We start from the raw sequence: 17,332 nt of genomic DNA, 5'->3' as shown, positions 1-17,332 counted from the left end.
TGACGTTCGAGGCCTAGCGGGTCGCGCTCAGAAAACGCGTCACGCTGGTCAATAGCGCGGTGGCTACCACGCCAAGGCTTTCTCCCTCCACGTAGCGGTAGTAGTGGCTCTCCAGCGCCAGATCATGATTGAGCGCGCAGAGCTGACCGTTGGCCAATGCTTCTTTGACCAACGGGTAGGGCAGGAGTGCCCAGCCGGTGCCGTTGATCGCCGCATCACGGATTACCTCGAACATCGTCAGCCCCAGGTAGTTGGTCGAAAACAGCGCTTCGCTGACCAGCCTGTCGCCCTGGTCGAAGGTCAGGCACACCTGCGTGTACTGGGCCAGGTCATCTCGGGTGACGCTGGGCAGACGGCTGAGCGGGTGATCGGCAGCGGCCACCAGACTCATGCTGACCGGTGCCAGATGATTGGCCTTCACCGTGGTGCCCTCGGCGGTATACAGGCCGAAAGCGATGTCCACGGTTTGGCGCACTACGAACTGCGGGTGCTCTTGCGGGGGCAGCAGGTACACCGAAATGGCGGTCAGCGGGTAGCGCTGTTTCAGTTCGTGCATGACCTGACGCCAGAAGGCTTCGGGCAGCGCATCGTCGCGGGCAATGCACAGCTGGCTCTCGACCCCTTGCAAATGCTGCTGGCAATGCTTCTTGATCCGGCTGGCACTGGTCAGCAGGCGGTAGCAGTCCGGCAGCACGCTTTCGCCCACCGCCGTGAGCTGCAGGCTGTTGCCCGAGCGTTCGAACAGCGCCACCCCCAGGCTATCTTCCAGGGCGTTCACGGCCGCACTGAGCGTGCTGCGTTTCATGCCGGTATGCCGAGCCGCCGCCGCAAAGGAGCCGTGTTCGGTCACTTCGATAAACGCTTCCACCTGTTCTGCGCGCATGATGTTGCCTTTCTGGGTGCCAATAATATTGGCGCTGAGCGATTGGTTTAACGTGATAGGTCCTCCTATGATACCCCGCGCTATACCTACTTTTCATGGAGCAATTCGCGTGACCCCCTTCATCGCAGAGCGCCGTGCGCTCAGATTTTCCGCTATTTCTGCCAGTCTGTTCGCGTTTACCGGCCTGGCGCTCGGCCTGGCCAGTGGCTCGATCACGATACTCTTCGACAGCGGCTATTCGCTATTAAGTTTAGTGCTGGCCTCGCTGTCGCTGTTTGCCCTTCAGCAGGCGCGCAAGCCCGCTGATGATCACTACCCCTTTGGGCGGCTGACGGTAGAGCCGTTGGCAGTGCTGCTCAAAGGCGTGGTGATTGCCCTAGTATGCCTGTTCTCGCTGGTCTCGGCGCTGTGGAGCCTGGCGCAGGGAGGTCGTCTGGTGACCCTGGACTTGGCCTTGATCTTTGGCGTGGTCAACGTCACGGGGTGTCTGGTGACGTGGTGGTGGCTGGCGCGCCATGCGCGGGTTGCCCAGTCTTCGCTATTGAATGCCGAGCTTCGTCAGTGGCAGATGGATACCTGGCTGAGTGCCGCCGTAATGCTGGGGTTCGCGCTGACCTGGGGGCTAACGTTGACGCCTTGGGCACATCTGGCACGGTTCGCCGACCCGGTCATGGTGCTGATTATCGCGGGCTATTTCCTGCCCATGCCGATTCGCATGGTCAAGGATGCCTTGCGTGAACTGATGTTCGGTGAGCCCGTGGGCAGCGTGCGTCAGGAAGTGATTCAGGAAGTGGCGGATTTCGATATTGCCGACGACGATGTGCGCCTGGCCCAGGTGGGCAGTTTCCTGATGGTGGATATCCAACTGGACAAGCAGCAGATCGATGACGCCGAAGAGATCGTGGAAAGCGTCGAACAGCACTGCAAGCAGCGTAATTTGCGCCCGGTCATGAGCATTACACTGGTGACCTGAGCCCGCATTAAAAAAGATTGACGGTAGCGCTGGGTGAGTGATATCTAGCGCTACCGACAACTGGTGTCGGTTTAACACTGCTTGTGAGGGTTGTAAAACATGCCATTGCGCCGCTGTTTGCCCGTACTGCTGGCTACCGTTCTGGTGGCTGGCTGTGCCAGTAATACCGTTGCCCCCCGCTATACCACGGATAACCCGGATGTCATGCGTATCGGTGGCGAACGCCCCGCCAGCGCCGACCCGCGCACGGAAGATGCCGGCTCCTACTGCCTGGAAACCACCGAGCGCTGGAACGAGCACGGCCGCACGCCGGATGGCCAGACGCTATGGGCCAAGGATACCCTGCGTCGCGTGGTGCCTTGCCCCTGAGCGAAGGCACCTAAAGCCTCGCGCCAGCCTGCGTGCTGGCGCGGTGCTCACGCTTCGCGCTTTTGTGGTTTTCCCTTGCGAGGCGTGCCCGCCATCTCTTCCAGCTCGGCTTCACTCATGTCGTCGTACATCTCTTTCGATGCGCCATAGAGCTCACCGGGTTTGCTTTCCCCGCGTTTGGCGGAAAGGGCAGCGCCCGCCGCCTTTTGCTGTGCTTTTGAAGTGGCCTTCATGGTCAGACTCCTTTCTGTCGGTTGACTTCCAAAGCGTTGGCACGCTATTAAGTTTGGCAGTAGACGATGAGATGTCCACCGCCACGTTCAACTCACGAGACCTCCATGACCCCGGCCATCAATAGCGCACGGCAAGCAGGCATTGCCTTTCAACTACATGACTATCCACATGATGCAGCGGCCATGTCCTACGGCCTGGAAGCCGCCGATAAGCTGGGTGTTTCACCGGCACAAGTGTTCAAGACGCTGGTGGTCAGCCTGGATGGCAAGCAGTTGGCCGTGGGGATCGTACCGGTCGACTGCCAGCTGGGGCTGAAGCAGATTGCCAAGGCCGCAGGGGCCAAGAAGGCGGCGATGGCAGCGCCTGAAGCAGTGGAGCGCAGCACCGGTTACGTGCTGGGCGGCGTCAGCCCGCTGGGCCAGAAAAAGCGGTTGCCCACCTTCATCGATGCCTCTGCAAAGGCGTGGCCCACGCTGTATGTCAGTGCCGGGCGCCGCGGTTTGGAGATCGAACTCTCCCCCCATGACCTGGCGGCCTTGAGCCAAGGGCAATTCGCGGCGCTCTCCGCCTAGGCTTTGTACGAAAACTGCCTACGCTCGCCCATACGGCGTTAAAAATCGGCTCAAAGTACTCATTTACACCTTGTAAACTCCGTCTTTTCGCCGATTTTTGCCTTGTCTGGCCATCGCTCGCCGACTTTTCGTACAAAGCCTGACGCCATGCCAAGGGCGGCCCGCTCCCAGTCAGGCAGGGCAGGGCGCTTTCTGGTATGGTGCTTCACATTATCGAATCGCTGGGCCTCATGCCCCTTCAGGAATTTCTTGTGTCAGATACCTCTTTTGCATCTCTTGCGCTGTCGCCTGCGCTGCTTGCCACGCTGGACTCCCTTGGCTATCACCAGATGACGCCGGTTCAGGCGCAGAGCCTGCCGCCCATGCTGGCGGGCCGCGACGTGATGGCCCAGGCCAAGACCGGCTCGGGCAAGACCGCCGCGTTTGGCCTGGCGCTGCTCTCTCAGCTCCGGGTGGAAGCGTTCAGCGTGCAAGGGCTGGTGCTGTGCCCGACCCGAGAGCTGGCAGACCAGGTAGCCGAAGAGCTGCGCCGTCTGGCGCGCGGCATGGCCAACGTGAAAGTGCTGACGCTGTGTGGCGGCGCGGCCTTTGGCCCGCAACTGGCCTCCCTGGAGCATGGTGCGCATATCGTGGTGGGCACGCCGGGGCGCATTGACGAGCACTTGCGCAGAGGCTCGCTGACGCTGGGGTCTTTGACGACCCTGGTGCTGGACGAAGCCGACCGCATGCTCGATATGGGCTTTCAAGCCACCATCGACGACATCATTGCCGACACGCCTGCCGACCGCCAGACGCTGCTGTTCAGCGCCACCTTCCCGGACGAGCAGTCGACCGAAGGCCTGGCCATCATGACACGGGGTGTCATGCGCGACCCGGTCAGCGTCAAGGTGGAAGAGACCCACGATGCCACCACCATCGAGCAGCACTTCTACGCCGTGACCAACGACGACGCACGCTTTGCGGCGCTGAAACAGCTGCTGCTGGCCACGCGCCCCACCACCAGCGTGGTGTTCTGCAACACCAAGCGCGAAACCCAGGCGGTGGCCGACAGTCTGGTCGATGCGGGTTTCAGTGCGGTGGCCCTGCACGGCGACCTGGAGCAGAAGGATCGTGATCGACTGCTGGTGCTGTTCGCCAACCAGAGTGCGTCGATTCTGGTTGCCACGGACGTGGCCGCCCGTGGGCTGGACATCGCCCAGCTGGATGCCGTCTTCAATTACCAGATCGCCCGCGAGCTGGAGGTTCATGTACACCGGGTCGGGCGCACCGGGCGTGCCGGTGCCAGCGGTATCGCCTGCACGCTGGTGACCCCGCAGGAGCAGTATCGCCTCGAACGCCTTGCGGAGCTGCTGGGCGAGCCGCTGACCCCCGAGCCGCTGCCCAGGGCGTCCGACAGCACTCCGTTCGAGCCACCCATGGCCACGCTACAGCTGGCGGGGGGCAAAAAAGACAAGCTGCGCCCCGGCGACATTCTGGGCGCCTTGACCAGCGAAGGCGGCCTGCGGGGGGATCAGGTGGGCAAGATCAAGGTACTGGCTCGCAGCGCTTACGTGGCAGTGGAGCGCGGTGCCGTTCAACGTGCCCAGGCCAAGCTGGAGCGGGATAAACTCAAGGGGCGTGCTTTCCGAGTGCGCCGCATTCGTCACTAACAGGATCAGCGCAGCAAGCCATGAAAACACCCAAACGATTACAGCCCCTGGTCGACGATGGCCTGATCGATGAGGTGCTGATGCAGTTGATGAGCGGCAAGGAAGCGCAGGTGTACGTCGTACGCTGTGGTGACGAGACGCGCTGTGCCAAGGTCTTCAAGGAGGCCAAGCAGCGCAGCTTCAAGCAGGCGGTGCAGTATCAGGAAGGGCGCAAGGAGCGCAACAGCCGCCGCGCGCGGGCCATGGCCAAGAAGACCCGCTACGGCCAGAAAGAGCAGGAACAGGCGTGGCTCACCGCCGAGGTGGACGCGCTGTACCGGCTGGCCGCTGCCGACGTGCGGGTTCCCAAGCCCTATGGCTTCGTGGATGGCGTGCTGCTGATGGAGATGATCACTGACGCCGCAGGCGACGTGGCCCCGCGGCTTGACGATGTCACCCTGACCCACGAGCAGGCGCTGCGCTATCACGCCAAAGTGATCCAGGACGTGGTGCGTATGCTGTGTGCCGGTCTCATCCACGGCGATTTATCCGAGTTCAACGTGCTGGTGGATGCCGACGGCCCGGTCATCATCGACCTGCCCCAGGCGGTGGATGCCGCAGGTAACAACAGCGCCGCCGCCATGCTCGAGCGCGACGTCAACAACATGCGCGCCTATTTTGGCCGTTTTGCTCCGGAGCTGCTGGACACCCACTACGGCAAGGAGATGTGGGCGCTCTATGAGTCCGGCGAGCTGCACCCCGAAAGCCAGCTGACCGGCCACTTCGAGTTCGACAGCCACATTGCCAACGTGGCAGAGCTGATGGAAGTCATTGACGACGCCAAGGAAGAGGAAGCCGAACGCCTCGCGCGCCTGCGCGGCGATGACGACGAAGATTAGCCGCCGATATCGTGTACACTAGGCTATCCATTAGCAGAGTAACGACATGCGCGGGTGTCGGCGGCCGGTCGCCAGTGCTTGAGTAGGTCACGTTTCAGGGAGGGGCGCGTGAAGGGAAGTCGTTTCAGTGCAGCAAGTGCCAGAGCGCTGGCCGTGTCGCTGGGTGTCGGCGCCCTGGGCGGCCTGCTGTTTCAACTGCTGAACCTTCCCCTGGCCTGGATGCTGGGCCCGCTGGTGGCCAATCTGCTGGCCTCCGCCAAGGGCGCCAGCGTCGCAGTGCCCGAGCCGCTGCGCAACGTGTTCCTGGCCGTCATGGGGCTGGTGCTGGGCAGCCAGGTAACGCCGGAGCTGGCACATCGTGTGCTGGACTGGCCGCTGTCGGCGGCGCTGCTGCTGCTCGGGGTGGCCGCCTCCACCGCGGTGGCCTCGGCCTGGTACCGGCGCTGCGGGTTCGACCCGGTGAGCGCCTGGTTTGGCGCCGCCCCCGGCGCGATGACGGCGATGATCCTGCTGGGCGAAAAGTGTGGTGGTGACCCTCAGCGCATCGCCGTAGCCCAGTCGCTGCGCATTATTCTGGTCATTCTCTTCCTGCCACCGCTGTTCTGGGCCTTTGAAGGGGGCGAAGGCTCGTTGGGGCCAGCCGCTTCGTCGCTGGAACACGGCTGGATGCTGCTGACCATTCCCCTGCTGATACCGCTGGGCCGCTGGCTGCGCATCCCCAGCTCGGCTCTGCTGACTCCCTTGCTCATGGCCGCCCTGCTGTCGGGGCTGGACATGGCCAGCCTGGCGCTGCCCGAGTGGGGTATGAACCTGATGCTGTGGGTGCTGGGCAGTGCCATTGGCTCGCGTTTCCAGGGCATGACCCGCAGGTTGTTGGGCCGCTACCTGTGGCAATCGGGCGTGGCGACCCTGCTGGCCCTGATGGCCCTGGCGGTATTCGCCGAACTCATTCATCGTACCGTGGGGGTGGGCCGAGATGTGGCGCTGCTGGCGCTGGCCCCTGGCGGCATCGGTGAAATGGCGATTCTGGCCGTTGCCCTGGATATCGACCCGGTCTTCGTGGCATTTCATCACCTGCTGCGCATGATTACCCTGATGGTGTTCGCGCCGTTCTGGGCGCGCTGGCTGTTGAGCCGCCGCCGAGCGCACTGACAGACGCCATTCGGCTCTCTTCAAAGGCTTCTTCGTCAAGGACTTCCCATGTTGTCACGCCTGCTGTTGCCGCTGTTCCAGTTTTTTGAACGCCGCGTAAACCCCTACCCGGAAGGTGAGGTGTCGACGCCTCCCCACGGGCTGCTGCCGTTTATCTGGCACTTTTCGCGGCCAGTCTGGCCCTGGCTGCTGCTGATGTCGCTGATGACTGCCGTGGTGTCCGCCGCCGAGGTAATGTTCTTCAGCTACATGGGCGAGCTGGTGGATTGGCTGGGCCGGGTCGAGCGGGCCGACTTCTGGGCGCAGCACGGGCTGTGGCTGGCGGGCGTCGGCTTGGCGGTGGTGGTCGGGCTGCCCCTGCTGGTACTGGGCCAGTCGCTGATTACCCACCAGAGTATTTTTGGCAACTACCCGATGATTGGCCGCTGGCTCTCGCATCGCCATATGCTGAGCCAGAGTCTGGCGTTCTATCAGGACGAGTTTGCCGGGCGCGTGTCGCAGAAAGTGATGCAAACGGCGCTGGCCGTGCGGGAGACCGTCACCAAGATCATGGACCTGATGGTCTACGCCATCGTCTACTTTACCGGTGCGGCGATTCTACTGGGGCGGGCAGACCCCTGGCTGCTGCTGCCGCTGGGTGCCTGGCTGGTGGGCTATCTGGGCATCATGCGCTACTTCGTGCCCCGGCTGCGGGACGTTTCCATGGCCCAGGCGGATGCCCGTGCGCAGATGACCGGCCGGGTCGTCGATAGTTATAGCAACATTCAGACCATCAAGCTGTTTGCCGACACCCAGCGCGAAGAGCGCTACGCCAAGGATGCCATGGAAGGCTTCATGATCACCGTACACCGTCAGATGCGGCTGGTCACGGTGATGAGTGTCTGCCTGACGCTGCTCAATACGCTGCTGCTGGTCGGCACCGCCGGTATGGCCATTGCGGCCTGGTTCCTGGAGGCGATCTCGCTGGGGGTGTTGGCCATTGCCATTGCGCTGGTGATGCGTATCCGCTTCATGTCGGACTGGATTCTCTGGGAGGTCGCCGGGCTGTTCGAGAATATCGGTACGGTACAGGATGGCATGAACACCATCGCCCAGCAGCCGACGGTCAAGGATGCCCCCAACGCCAAGGCGCTGAGCGTGCCCAAAGGCGAAATCGTCTTCGACGCCCTGCGCTTCCAGTATGCCCAGGCCAAGGGGCAGAGCCGACACGTGTTCGACGGGCTGAGCCTGACCATTCGACCCGGCGAGAAGATCGGCCTGATTGGCCGCTCCGGGGCGGGTAAGTCGACCCTGGCGAACCTGCTGCTGCGTTTTTACGATCTGCAGGGAGGGCGCATTCTGATCGACGGCCAGAACATTGCCGAGGTCACCCAAACGTCGCTGCGCCACCAGATCGGTATGGTCACCCAGGACACGTCACTGCTGCATCGCTCATTGCGCGACAACATTCGTTACGGCAGCCCGCAGGCCAGCGATGACGATGTATGGCAGGCGGTGTGCCGCGCCCATGCCGATACGTTCGTTCATGATCTGGTCGACCCGCAGGGGCGCCGGGGCCTGGATGCCCATGTGGGCGAGCGGGGCGTCAAGCTCTCCGGGGGCCAGCGTCAGCGCATCGCCATTGCTCGGGTACTGCTCAAGAATGCGCCTATTCTGGTGCTGGACGAAGCCACCTCGGCGCTGGACTCCGAAGTGGAGGCCGCTATTCAGGAGCAGCTGGATGCCCTGATGGAAGGCAAGACCGTCATCGCCATTGCCCATCGGCTTTCGACCATTGCCATGCTGGATCGCTTGATCGTGGTGGATGAAGGCCGCCTGGTAGAAAGCGGCACCCATCAGGAGCTGCTGGCCCGCAACGGCATTTACGCCGGCCTGTGGCAGCGCCAGTCGGGCGGTTTTTTGGGCAATGACCTTGATTCTGAACAGGCGACCCCCATGTAGCCGTAGAGAGTCAATTACTAGACCGGTCGCCTATTTCTGGCGCATGCAAAGGAGATAGTGATGCAAGCCATACAGCTACGTGCCCCCGGTGGGCTGGACCACCTCGATGTCGTCGACCTCGCTGCTCCCGGCGAGCCCGGCCCCGGCGAGATCAAGGTGCGCCTGCACGCCAGCTCGCTGAACTTCCATGACTATGCCGTGGTGGCGGGAATGATCCCTGCCGCTGATGGCCGTATCCCCATGTCGGATGGGGCCGGGGTCGTGGAGGCCGTGGGCGAGGGAGTAGAGGAGTTTGCCGTCGGTGATGCAGTGGTCTCGACGTTTTTCCCCGATTGGCTGGAAGGCCCCGCTCGGGTAGGCGATTTTGCCACCACACCCGGCGACGGCGTCGATGGCTATGCCCGTGAGCAGGTGGTGCGCCCGGCCAACTGGTTCACCCACCAGCCGAAGGGCTACAGCCATGCCGAGTCCGCTACGCTGACCACGGCGGGGTTGACCGCCTGGCGTTCACTGGTGGTAGACGGCGGGCTGAAAGCGGGCGATAGCGTGCTGGTGCTGGGCACCGGGGGCGTCTCCATCTTTGCTCTGCAGTTTGCCAGGCTGATGGGCGCCCGGGTCATCGCTACCTCGTCGTCCGATGCCAAGCTGGAGCGCCTGCGTGAACTGGGCGCCGAGCACACCATCAACTACCGTGACACGCCTGAGTGGGGCAAGCGTGTGCTAGAGTTGACCCACGGTGAAGGGGTCGATCACGTAGTGGAAGTCGGTGGGCCGGGCACCTTGCCGCAATCCATAGACGCAGTGAAAATCGGCGGGCACATTTCGCTGATCGGCGTGCTGACCGGCCGTGAAGGCGAGGTGCCCACGGCAAAGCTGATGGCCAAGCAGGCACGTTTGCAGGGGCTGATCGTGGGCAGCCGCCGTCATCAGATGGAGATGATCAAGGCCATCGAGGCGGCCAATCTGAAGCCGGTGATCGACCGGGAGTTTGCGCTGGCCGATATCGCGGACGCGTTTCGTCATCAGGAGTCTGGCAAGCACTTCGGTAAAATCTGCCTCAGCTATTGATCGGGTGACCGTTTGATCGAAGGTAAAGTGATCGAACCCGAGCAGATCGAGCCCGTAGCAGATAGCTATATGCACAACGCCCGCCATGATGGCGGGCGTTGGTGGCGGGCGCTGTTGTTGCCTGCCCTGCGAAAAGGGAATGGCGCTTGACGGGCTCACTAAGCCTTGCGGCTGAACACCACGCCCTTGACCTCCAGCTCCCAGATATCATCGTAGGGCACGGTAACACCGTTCATGTCACCGGGGTCGCCGGTACTGTTCTTGATGATGGTTTCCGGGATCACTTTGACCCCCGTCATTCCCACGTGCTGTATGCGCGCGCTGAACCGATTACCTTCCTGTTCGATCAGCACTCGCTCCCCAGCAATGCACTTCGCAAGCTTCTCGTGTAGCTCTTCCCTGGTGACGTCAACCACGCTCATCGTTGCCTCCTGCGCATCGCTCATCAATGTATTGGCCTTATCCTAACGACTTTATTCTAGACGATAAGTTCGGCTATCTGCGTGGTCGTACGTGGGGCATGCTAATCTTGATCTACTTTACCGGCGCGAGGCGCGATATGGATCAAGGCCCGACGAATGCAGCGCCAGCTCCGTGGGAAGTAGTGGAACTGGAAGCCTTTCAAACACCGCAGCATACCCAGGCCAGCCAGTGGAAGCGCAGTTGGCGCGTGGCCACTGCCTGGATGCTGGGAAACCGTGCCGACAGGCGTCAGGCGGCACTGGAGAGCGAGCTGCGCGCCTTGCCGGAAGTGAAACTCGCCCACTGGGCGCCTCCGGTGGATTGGACGCCTGCCGCGATGAGCTTGCATCGGGCGCTGGCCGCCTATCAAGAGGCACCGCTGGTGCTGTTCGTGTCGCCTCCCCACGGTGGGCATGCGGATATCGTTGGCCACTGGGCGGGACAGCACGGCATCGAGTGCCTGGAGGTGCCTACCTTTGCCGAGCGCATGGCTGGAGAGCTGGCGTGGGTAACGGCGGCTGCCCCGGCAAAGCGCTGGGCCATTCCGGCGTTGGAGCGGCATTTCCTGCGTCATGCCTACGGTTTGCAGGGCGTGCGCGCGCTGGTGGAGCGTGCCCAGAGCGGGCGGCTGGGGCAGGGCGTGTTGGGGTGTGATAGCTGGAGCTACGCCTTTCTGAAGCAGGCCGTCGGGCTGGAAGGGGTTCCCGTGTTGACGCTGCAAGGGCTAGAAGGCGCACAGCTGGCGGACTATTTTTCCCAGGCTGCAGGCCAGTGCCCGCCCGTTTACAGCACCCGTACACGACAGCCCGTGCTGGAGGACTCCCCCAAACAAAAGGGCGTGTTCAAGGAGCTCCAGCAGTTGGCGGCCCATAGTCGCGGCCACCTGGGAATTGCCTGGCACTATTGGCGTGAGCGCCTGCGTGAACCGGCCGAGGACGCCCGCGCTCACACGGGCAACCGTTCCGATCATGGCGAAACATCGCTATGGCTGCTGGATACGCTGGCGGATGCGGAGCTCCCCGCTGACACCGGCGATCTGGCCACCCTGCTGCTGCACACCCTGTTGATCCATGGGGGGCTGGAGGATCAGGCGTTGGCCCACGTGCTGCCTTTCTCGGAACACGAGATAGTGAGCGTTCGGTTCGCGCTGGCCAGTCGCGGCATGCTGCACTGCCATCAGGGGCGGTGGCAGGTGGCACCCTTGAGCTACGCCAGCGTTCGGCAACTGCTGGAATCGAGACACTACCTGGTAGACCCGCTTTAGGAGCCCCCATGGACGATCACGAACAGTATGCCCGCCTGTTTAACGAGCTGGACAGCGAAGCCTTCATCACGCTGGGGCTGCTGCTGGCAGGTGCCATCGTGCTGATCATTGCCAGCCAGCGGGGGCTCAACTGGCTGGCCAATCGGTTGCATGGCCCGATCAGGTTTCGAGTCTTTGCGCTGGTGCCGCTGACGCGTCTGCTGATCCTGATCACGGCCTTGGCCATTGCGGTGCCCATCGTCATCGAGCCCTCTTTACGCAACATGGTGACGCTGTTGGGGGCCATAGGCCTGGCCATCGGTTTTGCCCTGAAGGAGTATGTCAGCAGCCTGATTGCGGGCGTGGTCTCTGCCGTCGAGCTGCCCTATCGGCCCGGAGACTGGGTCAATATCGAAGGCACCTACGGAGAGGTCAAGCATGTGGGGATGCGTACGGTAGAGATTCAAACGCCGGACGATGATCTGGTGGCCGTGCCGCACTTGAAGCTTTGGGGTTCGGCCATCTACAACGCCAACAATGGCGGCGCCAGCCTCCAGTGTGTGGCCAGCTTCTACCTGCACCCCGAGCACGAAGGCGGCTGGGTGCGCCAGGCGCTGCGCGACGTGGCGTTGACCAGCGCCTACCTGACGTTCGACAAGCCCATCATCGTCGTGGCCGAGGAGAAACCCTGGGGAACGCACTATCGCATCCGTGCTTATCCCGTCGACCCGCGTCAGCAGTTCCTGTTCGTGACCGATTTGACGGTACGCGGCAAGGCGATTCTGAGCGATGCCGGTATTCGTCCCGCGCTACTGCCCCCTGAGATGCTGATGGATGCCCAGGGCGCGGGGCGGACATGAAGGCGCAGGGCGAGAGGCTCTACATCGGCTGGGACGTGGGCGGCTGGAATTGCGACCATAACCCGGCCAGCCGAGATGCGCTGGTGGTACTGGATGCGTCACTGACCCTGGTAGGAGCGCCCTGGCGGGGCAATCTGCGCGAGACGCTCAATGACGCCGCCTCGCCTGGTGATCTGGTCGCCCGCCTGTTGGGGCTCTGCCAGCACGTGGCGGACGGTGGTGAACGGGTCTTCATGGCGGTGGATACACCGCTGGCGCTGCCGCAGGCACTGCTGGCCCTGGCCAGAGGGGAAGCCGTCGCGGCACTGGGCCGCTCTCAGGAAAATCCCTATCTTTACCGACACACCGAGCGTTGGCTGTTCGAACGTGGCGTCACGCCGCTGTCGCCCATCAAGGACATGATTGGCAGCCAGGCCACCAAAGGCATGCACGTGCTGGCGCGCTTTGCGCCGCATAGCGTGGCGTGCGGTCAGTGGCAGAGCGAGCAGGGGGAGCTGACTGTCGTGGAGGGGTATCCATCCCCCGCCAAACGCTCCGAGGGCTTTGCCGCTTTGCGCCAGCGCTGCGTGATCCCGGCCCAATGGCAGGCGGTGCTGCACCAGCCCACCCCCCGCCAGCAGGACATGCACGATGCATGGCAGTGTGCGTTGCTGGCCTGGGCACTGGAGCATGCGCCCCAGCAGGTTGCCTGGCCGCCAGCGGAGATGCCGACGGCCGAAGGGTGGATTTTCGTTCCTGGTGATGCGCTGAAGGGCTAGCCGCTCAGGCGTTCTCTTCCGGCAGTTCGGCGCTGTGGAAGACGTTCTGCACGTCGTCCAGCTCGTTGAGCATGTTCAGCAGCTTTTCGAACATGGCGGCGTCGTCACCTTCCACCGGCGTGGTGTTCTGTGGCAGGAACTGGATTTCATCCACTTCGAAGTCGATCTCGCCAAAGGCGTCCAGCAGTGCCTGCTTGGCCTTGGCGTAATCGGTGTTCGGAGCAAATACCGTGATACGACCGTCTTCCTGCTCGATGTCGGTGACGTCCACGTCGGCTTCCATCAACGCTTCCAGCACGGCTTCTTCATCGCCACCGGTAAACGAGAAGATCGCGCAGTGATCGAACATGTGGCTCACACTGCCCGGCGTGCCGATCTTGCTCTTGGTCTTGGTAAAGCAGCCGCGCACATCGCCAAAGGTGCGGTTGGGGTTGTCGGTGAGGCAGTCGACGATGACCATGGCATTGCCGGGGCCGAAGCCCTCGTAACGAGCGGGCGAGAAGTCCTCGCCTCCGGCACCGCTGGCCTTGTCGAGGGCCTTGTCGATGACGTGGGATGGCACCTGATCTTTCTTGGCACGCTCCATCAGGCCGCGCAGCGCAAGGTTGCCATTGGGGTCGGTGCCCCCTGCTTTGGCGCAGACGTAGATTTCACGCCCGTACTTGCTGTACACCTTGGTTTTCGCAGCGGCCGTCTTGGCCATGGATTCCTTACGGTTCTGAAACGCCCTACCCATATTGAAGTCCTTTATTAACCATGAACTGCCTGCACGGCAGGCGTCATTGATCGGCGTTGCCGAACGTTCTGAAAAAGGAAAATTTTACCCAACAGCGTACCATGCTAACAGCGTTATTTAAGGCCGTATTCAAGGCCGGGGAAGGATTCCACGACGCGCAGCCCAGGCAGCCACCCGACTGCGCTTGAGCTGGCGTATACTGGTGCGCTGATCAACCGCTGGACTCATGGAGAAACGCATGCCGCTGACGCTCTGGTTATCGCTGGCCGCCATCTGTGCCATGGGGGCCATGTCCCCGGGGCCAAGCCTTGCGCTGGTACTGCGCCACACTTTGGGGGGCGGGCGGCTGCCCGGCGTGACCGCGGCGGTGTTCCATGCCCTGGGCGTGGGTTTTTATGCCCTGTTGACCGTGCTGGGGCTGGGCGCGCTGGTGGTACGCCACCCCGAGGTTTTTCAGCTGATCACCTGGGGTGGGGCCGCCTACCTGGCGTGGCTGGGGATCAAAGCCTTGCGGGCCGGGCGCGCCAGCTCGCTGGCAGCCAATGCGGTGGTCACCACGCCAGGCCAGGCGGCCCGAGAAGCGGTGCTGGTGGCTCTGGGCAATCCCAAGCTGATCATCTTTTTCGTGGCCCTGCTCAGTCAGTTCGTGACGCCGGATATGAGCCCGTTGGCCAAGGGCATCATCGTGGCTACGGCGATGGTCATCGATGGCGGCTGGTACGTGCTGGTGGCCGTGGGGCTATCGCACTCGCGAGTGTTGCCCTGGCTGCAGCGCCACGCCCACTGGGTCAACCGTGTTACCGGTGTGCTGCTGATCGCGCTGGCGCTGAGGGTCGTGGCGGGGCCACTGCTATAAGCAGCCATGGTGGAAAATTCGCGCAGGCGTGAGCCGCCGGGCTGGTGCTGGCAGGCCGCCTCGTGGCAAGGTAGCGTCAGACGATAGCAAGAGGGTGTGTGATGAGCATTTACGAACAGGATTGCTACACCCATCAGGGCCAGCCCTTCAACCTGCGTGCGCTGCGCGGCCAGGTGCTGTTGGTGGTCAACGTCGCCAGCCAGTGTGGCTTTACGCCCCAGCTCAAGGAGCTGGAGAGCCTTTACCAACGCTACCGTGACCGTGGCTTTACCGTGCTGGGCTTTCCCTGCAACCAGTTTGGGCGGCAGTCGCCCGAAAGCGCCGAAGCATTCTGCACCTTCGGGGAGCAGCAGTTCGGGGTCAGCTTTCCGCTCATGGAGAAGGTGAACGTCAACGGGGGCAACGCGCATCCGCTCTTTACGCTGCTCAAGCAGGGAGCGCCAGGCGTGCTGGGCACGCGGGCCATCAAGTGGAACTTCACCAAGTTTCTGGTCGCCAGAGACGGGCAAGTGCTGGCGCGTTTTGGCCCACGAGACCATGGCCCACGCCTGCGCCTGGCCGTGGAGGCGGCGCTGGACAAGGCGTGAAGGGGCTAGAGCTCGCCCCGGCTGACCATCAGTCGCTGCATCAGGTCGTTCCAACGGTGGCGTACCATCATGGTGGTCAAGCCCGAAAACAGCGCCCAGGTTTTGCGCCGCCAACCCTTCAGGCGCAGGTTGTGATTGACCAGCTGCTTCATCAGCTTGTAGTCATCGAACTTGCGCCACTCGCTGGCCACCGACAGCTGATGGCGTGACAGCACCGGGGCCAGCTCGATACGGAACACCCACTCGAGCTCCTTGAGCGGTAGCCCGTGCTGTTCGATGACCTCGATCATGCGGGCGTAGTCGCGCTCGGTGGGTTCGCGGTCCAGCCAAAGCGGGGCGAGCGCCAACCAGAGGTCGCCGCGTTCATCGACTAGCTGCTGTGCATTCATCACGGTTCTCATCGGCAGGAAGTGGGCAGGGCGCTATCCTGCCGTGAATCCCCCATAACCTCAAGAGCGGACAGGGCGCGCCTGGCCCGCTAGAATAGCGCCTACTGGCAAGTGAGCACGAGGGTGCTCCGATGATACTCATCCGATGAAGGGGTCCAATGTGATCATTAAACCGAAAGTTCGGGGCTTTATCTGCACCACTACTCACCCTAAAGGCTGCGAACAGAACGTTCTCGAACAGATCGAAGCGACCCGCGCCCGTGGTTTGGACAAGCACCAGGGCCCGAAGAAAGTGCTGGTGATCGGGGCTTCCAGCGGCTACGGCCTGGCGGCGCGTATCACGGCGGCCTTCGGCTACGGTGCCGATACCCTGGGCGTGTTCTTCGAAAAGCCCGGCAGCGAGAAGAAGCCCGGCACGGCGGGCTGGTACAACAGCGCGGCCTTCGACAAGTTTGCCAAGCAGGAAGGGCTGTACAGCAAGTCCATCAACGGCGATGCGTTCTCCCATGAAGCTCGCGAGAAAGCCATCGAGCTGATCAAGCAGGACATGGGCGAGATCGACCTGGTGGTTTACTCACTGGCCTCGCCGGTGCGCAAGATGCCCGATACCGGCGAGCTCAAGCGCTCCAGCCTGAAGCCCATCGGTGAGACCTACCGCGCCACGGCCATCGATACCAACAAGGACGTGATCATCGAAGCCGAGGTGGAGCCGGCGACGCAGCAAGAGATCGACGACACCATCACCGTGATGGGCGGCGAAGACTGGGAGCTGTGGATGAGCGCTCTGGCAGACGCAGGCGTGCTGGCCAAAGGTGCCCGCAGCGTGGCGTTCAGCTATATCGGCACCGAAATCACCTGGCCGATCTACTGGCACGGTGCCCTGGGGAAAGCCAAGGAAGACCTGGACCGCGCAGCGGCGGCCATCGATGCCAAGCTGCAAGAGAGCGGCGGCGGTGCCAACGTAGCGGTGCTGAAATCCGTCGTTACCCAGGCCAGCGCGGCGATTCCGGTGATGCCGCTGTACATCGCCATGGTGTACCGCATCATGAAAGAGCAGGGCCTGCACGAAGGCACCATCGACCAGTTGAACCGTCTGTTCGGCGAGCGCCTCTACTCAGGTCAGCCCGGTGAGATGGCCACCGACGAGCAGGGCCGTCTGCGTCTGGACGACTGGGAGCTGCGTGACGACGTTCAAAAAGCCTGTCAGGACCTGTGGCCAAACGTCACCACCGAGAACCTGTTCGACATTACCGACTATGCTGGTTACAAGCATGAGTTCCTGAAGCTGTTTGGCTTCGAACGTGACGATGTGGACTACGATGCCGATGTGAACCCCGATGTGGCGTTCGATGTCGTAACCTTGTAACGCTTGGGGCGACGGAGTGAGCGCCGCGCTGTTTCATCTAACCGGTCAGGAAGAGGTGGCGTATGGATACCAGAGAGAGCAAGACCCCGGAAGAAGAGAAAGAGCACGTACTGAACCAGCGGTTGCCCGAAGATTTCGACAAGGCGGCGCCCCATAAACAGCCGGAAGCCAAAAAGCCCCCCAGCGGCATGCACAAGCTGCTGCCCGTGGTGATCATTGGCCTGGGCCTGGTGGTGGCGGCCTTCGTGATCTTTGGCATGGGCAACAGCGGCGGTTGACGCAGCACCTTCGTTTGCCGGGCCAGTGGCCCGGCAATTTGCATTTATCGAACATCGCGAAAAACCTCGTACTTCTAG

Annotated in this window: 21 protein-coding genes; 16 read left to right on the top strand and 5 right to left on the bottom strand. The window is 62.6% G+C overall.

Going from position 1 to position 17,332, the window contains the following annotated elements; all coding sequences use genetic code 11:
• Positions 1-13: 13 nt before the first annotated feature.
• Positions 14-883 carry a LysR family transcriptional regulator gene (locus IE061_RS11100; RefSeq protein WP_016916389.1) on the bottom strand — a complete coding sequence of 290 codons (870 nt, stop codon included), beginning with the start codon at positions 881-883 and terminating at the stop codon, positions 14-16.
• A gap of 109 nt (positions 884-992) precedes the next feature.
• On the opposite strand from IE061_RS11100, the gene IE061_RS11095 reads away from it, so the two are divergent.
• Together IE061_RS11095 and IE061_RS11090 are read left to right on the top strand one after the other, a co-directional pair.
• Positions 993-1,856 (top strand): cation diffusion facilitator family transporter, encoded by an 864-nt coding sequence (locus tag IE061_RS11095; protein ID WP_016916390.1) that lies wholly within the window; start codon positions 993-995, stop codon positions 1,854-1,856.
• A 99-nt stretch (positions 1,857-1,955) separates the two neighbouring features.
• Positions 1,956-2,225: a hypothetical protein gene (locus tag IE061_RS11090; RefSeq protein WP_016916391.1), complete on the top strand. Its 270-nt coding sequence runs from the start codon at positions 1,956-1,958 to the stop codon at positions 2,223-2,225.
• 47 nt (positions 2,226-2,272) lie between these two features.
• Here IE061_RS11090 and IE061_RS11085 read toward each other — a convergent pair whose 3' ends face one another.
• The gene (locus tag IE061_RS11085; protein WP_016916392.1) at positions 2,273-2,458 is read right to left on the bottom strand and encodes a DUF3008 family protein; all 186 of its coding nucleotides are present in this window, start codon (positions 2,456-2,458) and stop codon (positions 2,273-2,275) included.
• A gap of 105 nt (positions 2,459-2,563) precedes the next feature.
• Between IE061_RS11085 and ybaK the strand changes: the two genes are divergently transcribed.
• The 7 genes from ybaK (at position 2,564) to IE061_RS11050 (ending at position 9,869) form a co-directional block, all read left to right on the top strand.
• Complete coding sequence (gene ybaK / locus IE061_RS11080; protein WP_193461623.1) at positions 2,564-3,031, top strand: Cys-tRNA(Pro) deacylase; 468 nt, start codon at positions 2,564-2,566, stop codon at positions 3,029-3,031.
• Between the two features lie 251 nt (positions 3,032-3,282).
• The gene (gene dbpA, locus IE061_RS11075; RefSeq protein WP_230478441.1) at positions 3,283-4,680 is read left to right on the top strand and encodes an ATP-dependent RNA helicase DbpA; all 1,398 of its coding nucleotides are present in this window, start codon (positions 3,283-3,285) and stop codon (positions 4,678-4,680) included.
• A 20-nt stretch (positions 4,681-4,700) separates the two neighbouring features.
• Positions 4,701-5,558 carry a PA4780 family RIO1-like protein kinase gene (locus IE061_RS11070; protein ID WP_081139037.1) on the top strand — a complete coding sequence of 286 codons (858 nt, stop codon included), beginning with the start codon at positions 4,701-4,703 and terminating at the stop codon, positions 5,556-5,558.
• Positions 5,559-5,666: 108 nt separating this feature from the next.
• The gene (locus tag IE061_RS11065) at positions 5,667-6,710 is read left to right on the top strand and encodes an AbrB family transcriptional regulator (protein ID WP_193461621.1); all 1,044 of its coding nucleotides are present in this window, start codon (positions 5,667-5,669) and stop codon (positions 6,708-6,710) included.
• A gap of 48 nt (positions 6,711-6,758) precedes the next feature.
• Positions 6,759-8,651: an ABC transporter ATP-binding protein gene (locus tag IE061_RS11060; protein WP_144979914.1), complete on the top strand. Its 1,893-nt coding sequence runs from the start codon at positions 6,759-6,761 to the stop codon at positions 8,649-8,651.
• Positions 8,652-8,711: 60 nt separating this feature from the next.
• Complete coding sequence (locus IE061_RS11055; RefSeq protein WP_016916398.1) at positions 8,712-9,719, top strand: zinc-dependent alcohol dehydrogenase family protein; 1,008 nt, start codon at positions 8,712-8,714, stop codon at positions 9,717-9,719.
• Positions 9,720-9,731: 12 nt separating this feature from the next.
• Entirely contained in the window at positions 9,732-9,869 is a 138-nt protein-coding gene (locus tag IE061_RS11050; protein WP_189462636.1) for a hypothetical protein, read from the top strand.
• Between the two features lie 8 nt (positions 9,870-9,877).
• On the opposite strand, the gene IE061_RS11045 is transcribed toward IE061_RS11050, so the two are convergent.
• On the bottom strand, positions 9,878-10,141 hold the full coding sequence (locus IE061_RS11045) for a hypothetical protein (RefSeq protein ID WP_039175741.1): 264 nt from the start codon (positions 10,139-10,141) through the stop codon (positions 9,878-9,880).
• 137 nt (positions 10,142-10,278) lie between these two features.
• Between IE061_RS11045 and IE061_RS11040 the strand changes: the two genes are divergently transcribed.
• From IE061_RS11040 to IE061_RS11030, 3 genes are read left to right on the top strand one after another with little or no spacing between them, the layout of a single operon-like run.
• Positions 10,279-11,445 carry a hypothetical protein gene (locus IE061_RS11040; protein ID WP_039175743.1) on the top strand — a complete coding sequence of 389 codons (1,167 nt, stop codon included), beginning with the start codon at positions 10,279-10,281 and terminating at the stop codon, positions 11,443-11,445.
• Between the two features lie 8 nt (positions 11,446-11,453).
• Entirely contained in the window at positions 11,454-12,284 is an 831-nt protein-coding gene (locus IE061_RS11035) for a mechanosensitive ion channel family protein (protein WP_193461620.1), read from the top strand.
• Entirely contained in the window at positions 12,281-13,042 is a 762-nt protein-coding gene (locus IE061_RS11030; protein WP_039175746.1) for a hypothetical protein, read from the top strand. The genes IE061_RS11035 and IE061_RS11030 overlap by 4 nt, the downstream gene beginning before the upstream one ends.
• A 4-nt stretch (positions 13,043-13,046) precedes the next feature.
• Here IE061_RS11030 and IE061_RS11025 read toward each other — a convergent pair whose 3' ends face one another.
• A complete protein-coding gene (locus IE061_RS11025) occupies positions 13,047-13,778 on the bottom strand; it encodes a YebC/PmpR family DNA-binding transcriptional regulator (RefSeq protein WP_016916403.1) in 732 nt (243 codons plus the stop codon).
• 238 nt (positions 13,779-14,016) lie between these two features.
• Here IE061_RS11025 and IE061_RS11020 point away from each other — a divergent pair, with 238 nt between their 5' ends.
• Positions 14,017-14,634 (top strand): LysE family translocator, encoded by a 618-nt coding sequence (locus IE061_RS11020; protein WP_016916404.1) that lies wholly within the window; start codon positions 14,017-14,019, stop codon positions 14,632-14,634.
• 101 nt (positions 14,635-14,735) lie between these two features.
• A complete protein-coding gene (locus IE061_RS11015; RefSeq protein ID WP_016916405.1) occupies positions 14,736-15,221 on the top strand; it encodes a glutathione peroxidase in 486 nt (161 codons plus the stop codon).
• A 5-nt stretch (positions 15,222-15,226) separates the two neighbouring features.
• Here the strand turns inward: IE061_RS11015 and IE061_RS11010 are convergent, their stop codons facing one another.
• Positions 15,227-15,610: a DUF7079 family protein gene (locus tag IE061_RS11010; RefSeq protein WP_039175751.1), complete on the bottom strand. Its 384-nt coding sequence runs from the start codon at positions 15,608-15,610 to the stop codon at positions 15,227-15,229.
• A 160-nt stretch (positions 15,611-15,770) separates the two neighbouring features.
• On the opposite strand from IE061_RS11010, the gene fabV reads away from it, so the two are divergent.
• Positions 15,771-16,976, top strand: coding sequence for an enoyl-ACP reductase FabV (gene fabV, locus IE061_RS11005; protein WP_026002006.1), 1,206 nt, complete (start codon positions 15,771-15,773; stop codon positions 16,974-16,976).
• Between the two features lie 62 nt (positions 16,977-17,038).
• On the top strand, positions 17,039-17,254 hold the full coding sequence (locus IE061_RS11000; protein ID WP_039175752.1) for a hypothetical protein: 216 nt from the start codon (positions 17,039-17,041) through the stop codon (positions 17,252-17,254).
• Positions 17,255-17,332 lie beyond the last annotated feature (78 nt).

Source organism: Vreelandella hamiltonii (assembly GCF_014651795.1).
Taxonomy (GTDB): Bacteria; Pseudomonadota; Gammaproteobacteria; order Pseudomonadales; family Halomonadaceae; genus Vreelandella; species Vreelandella hamiltonii.
Note: the sequence above shows the minus strand (reverse complement) of the source record. Positions and strands in the feature narration are given on the sequence as shown.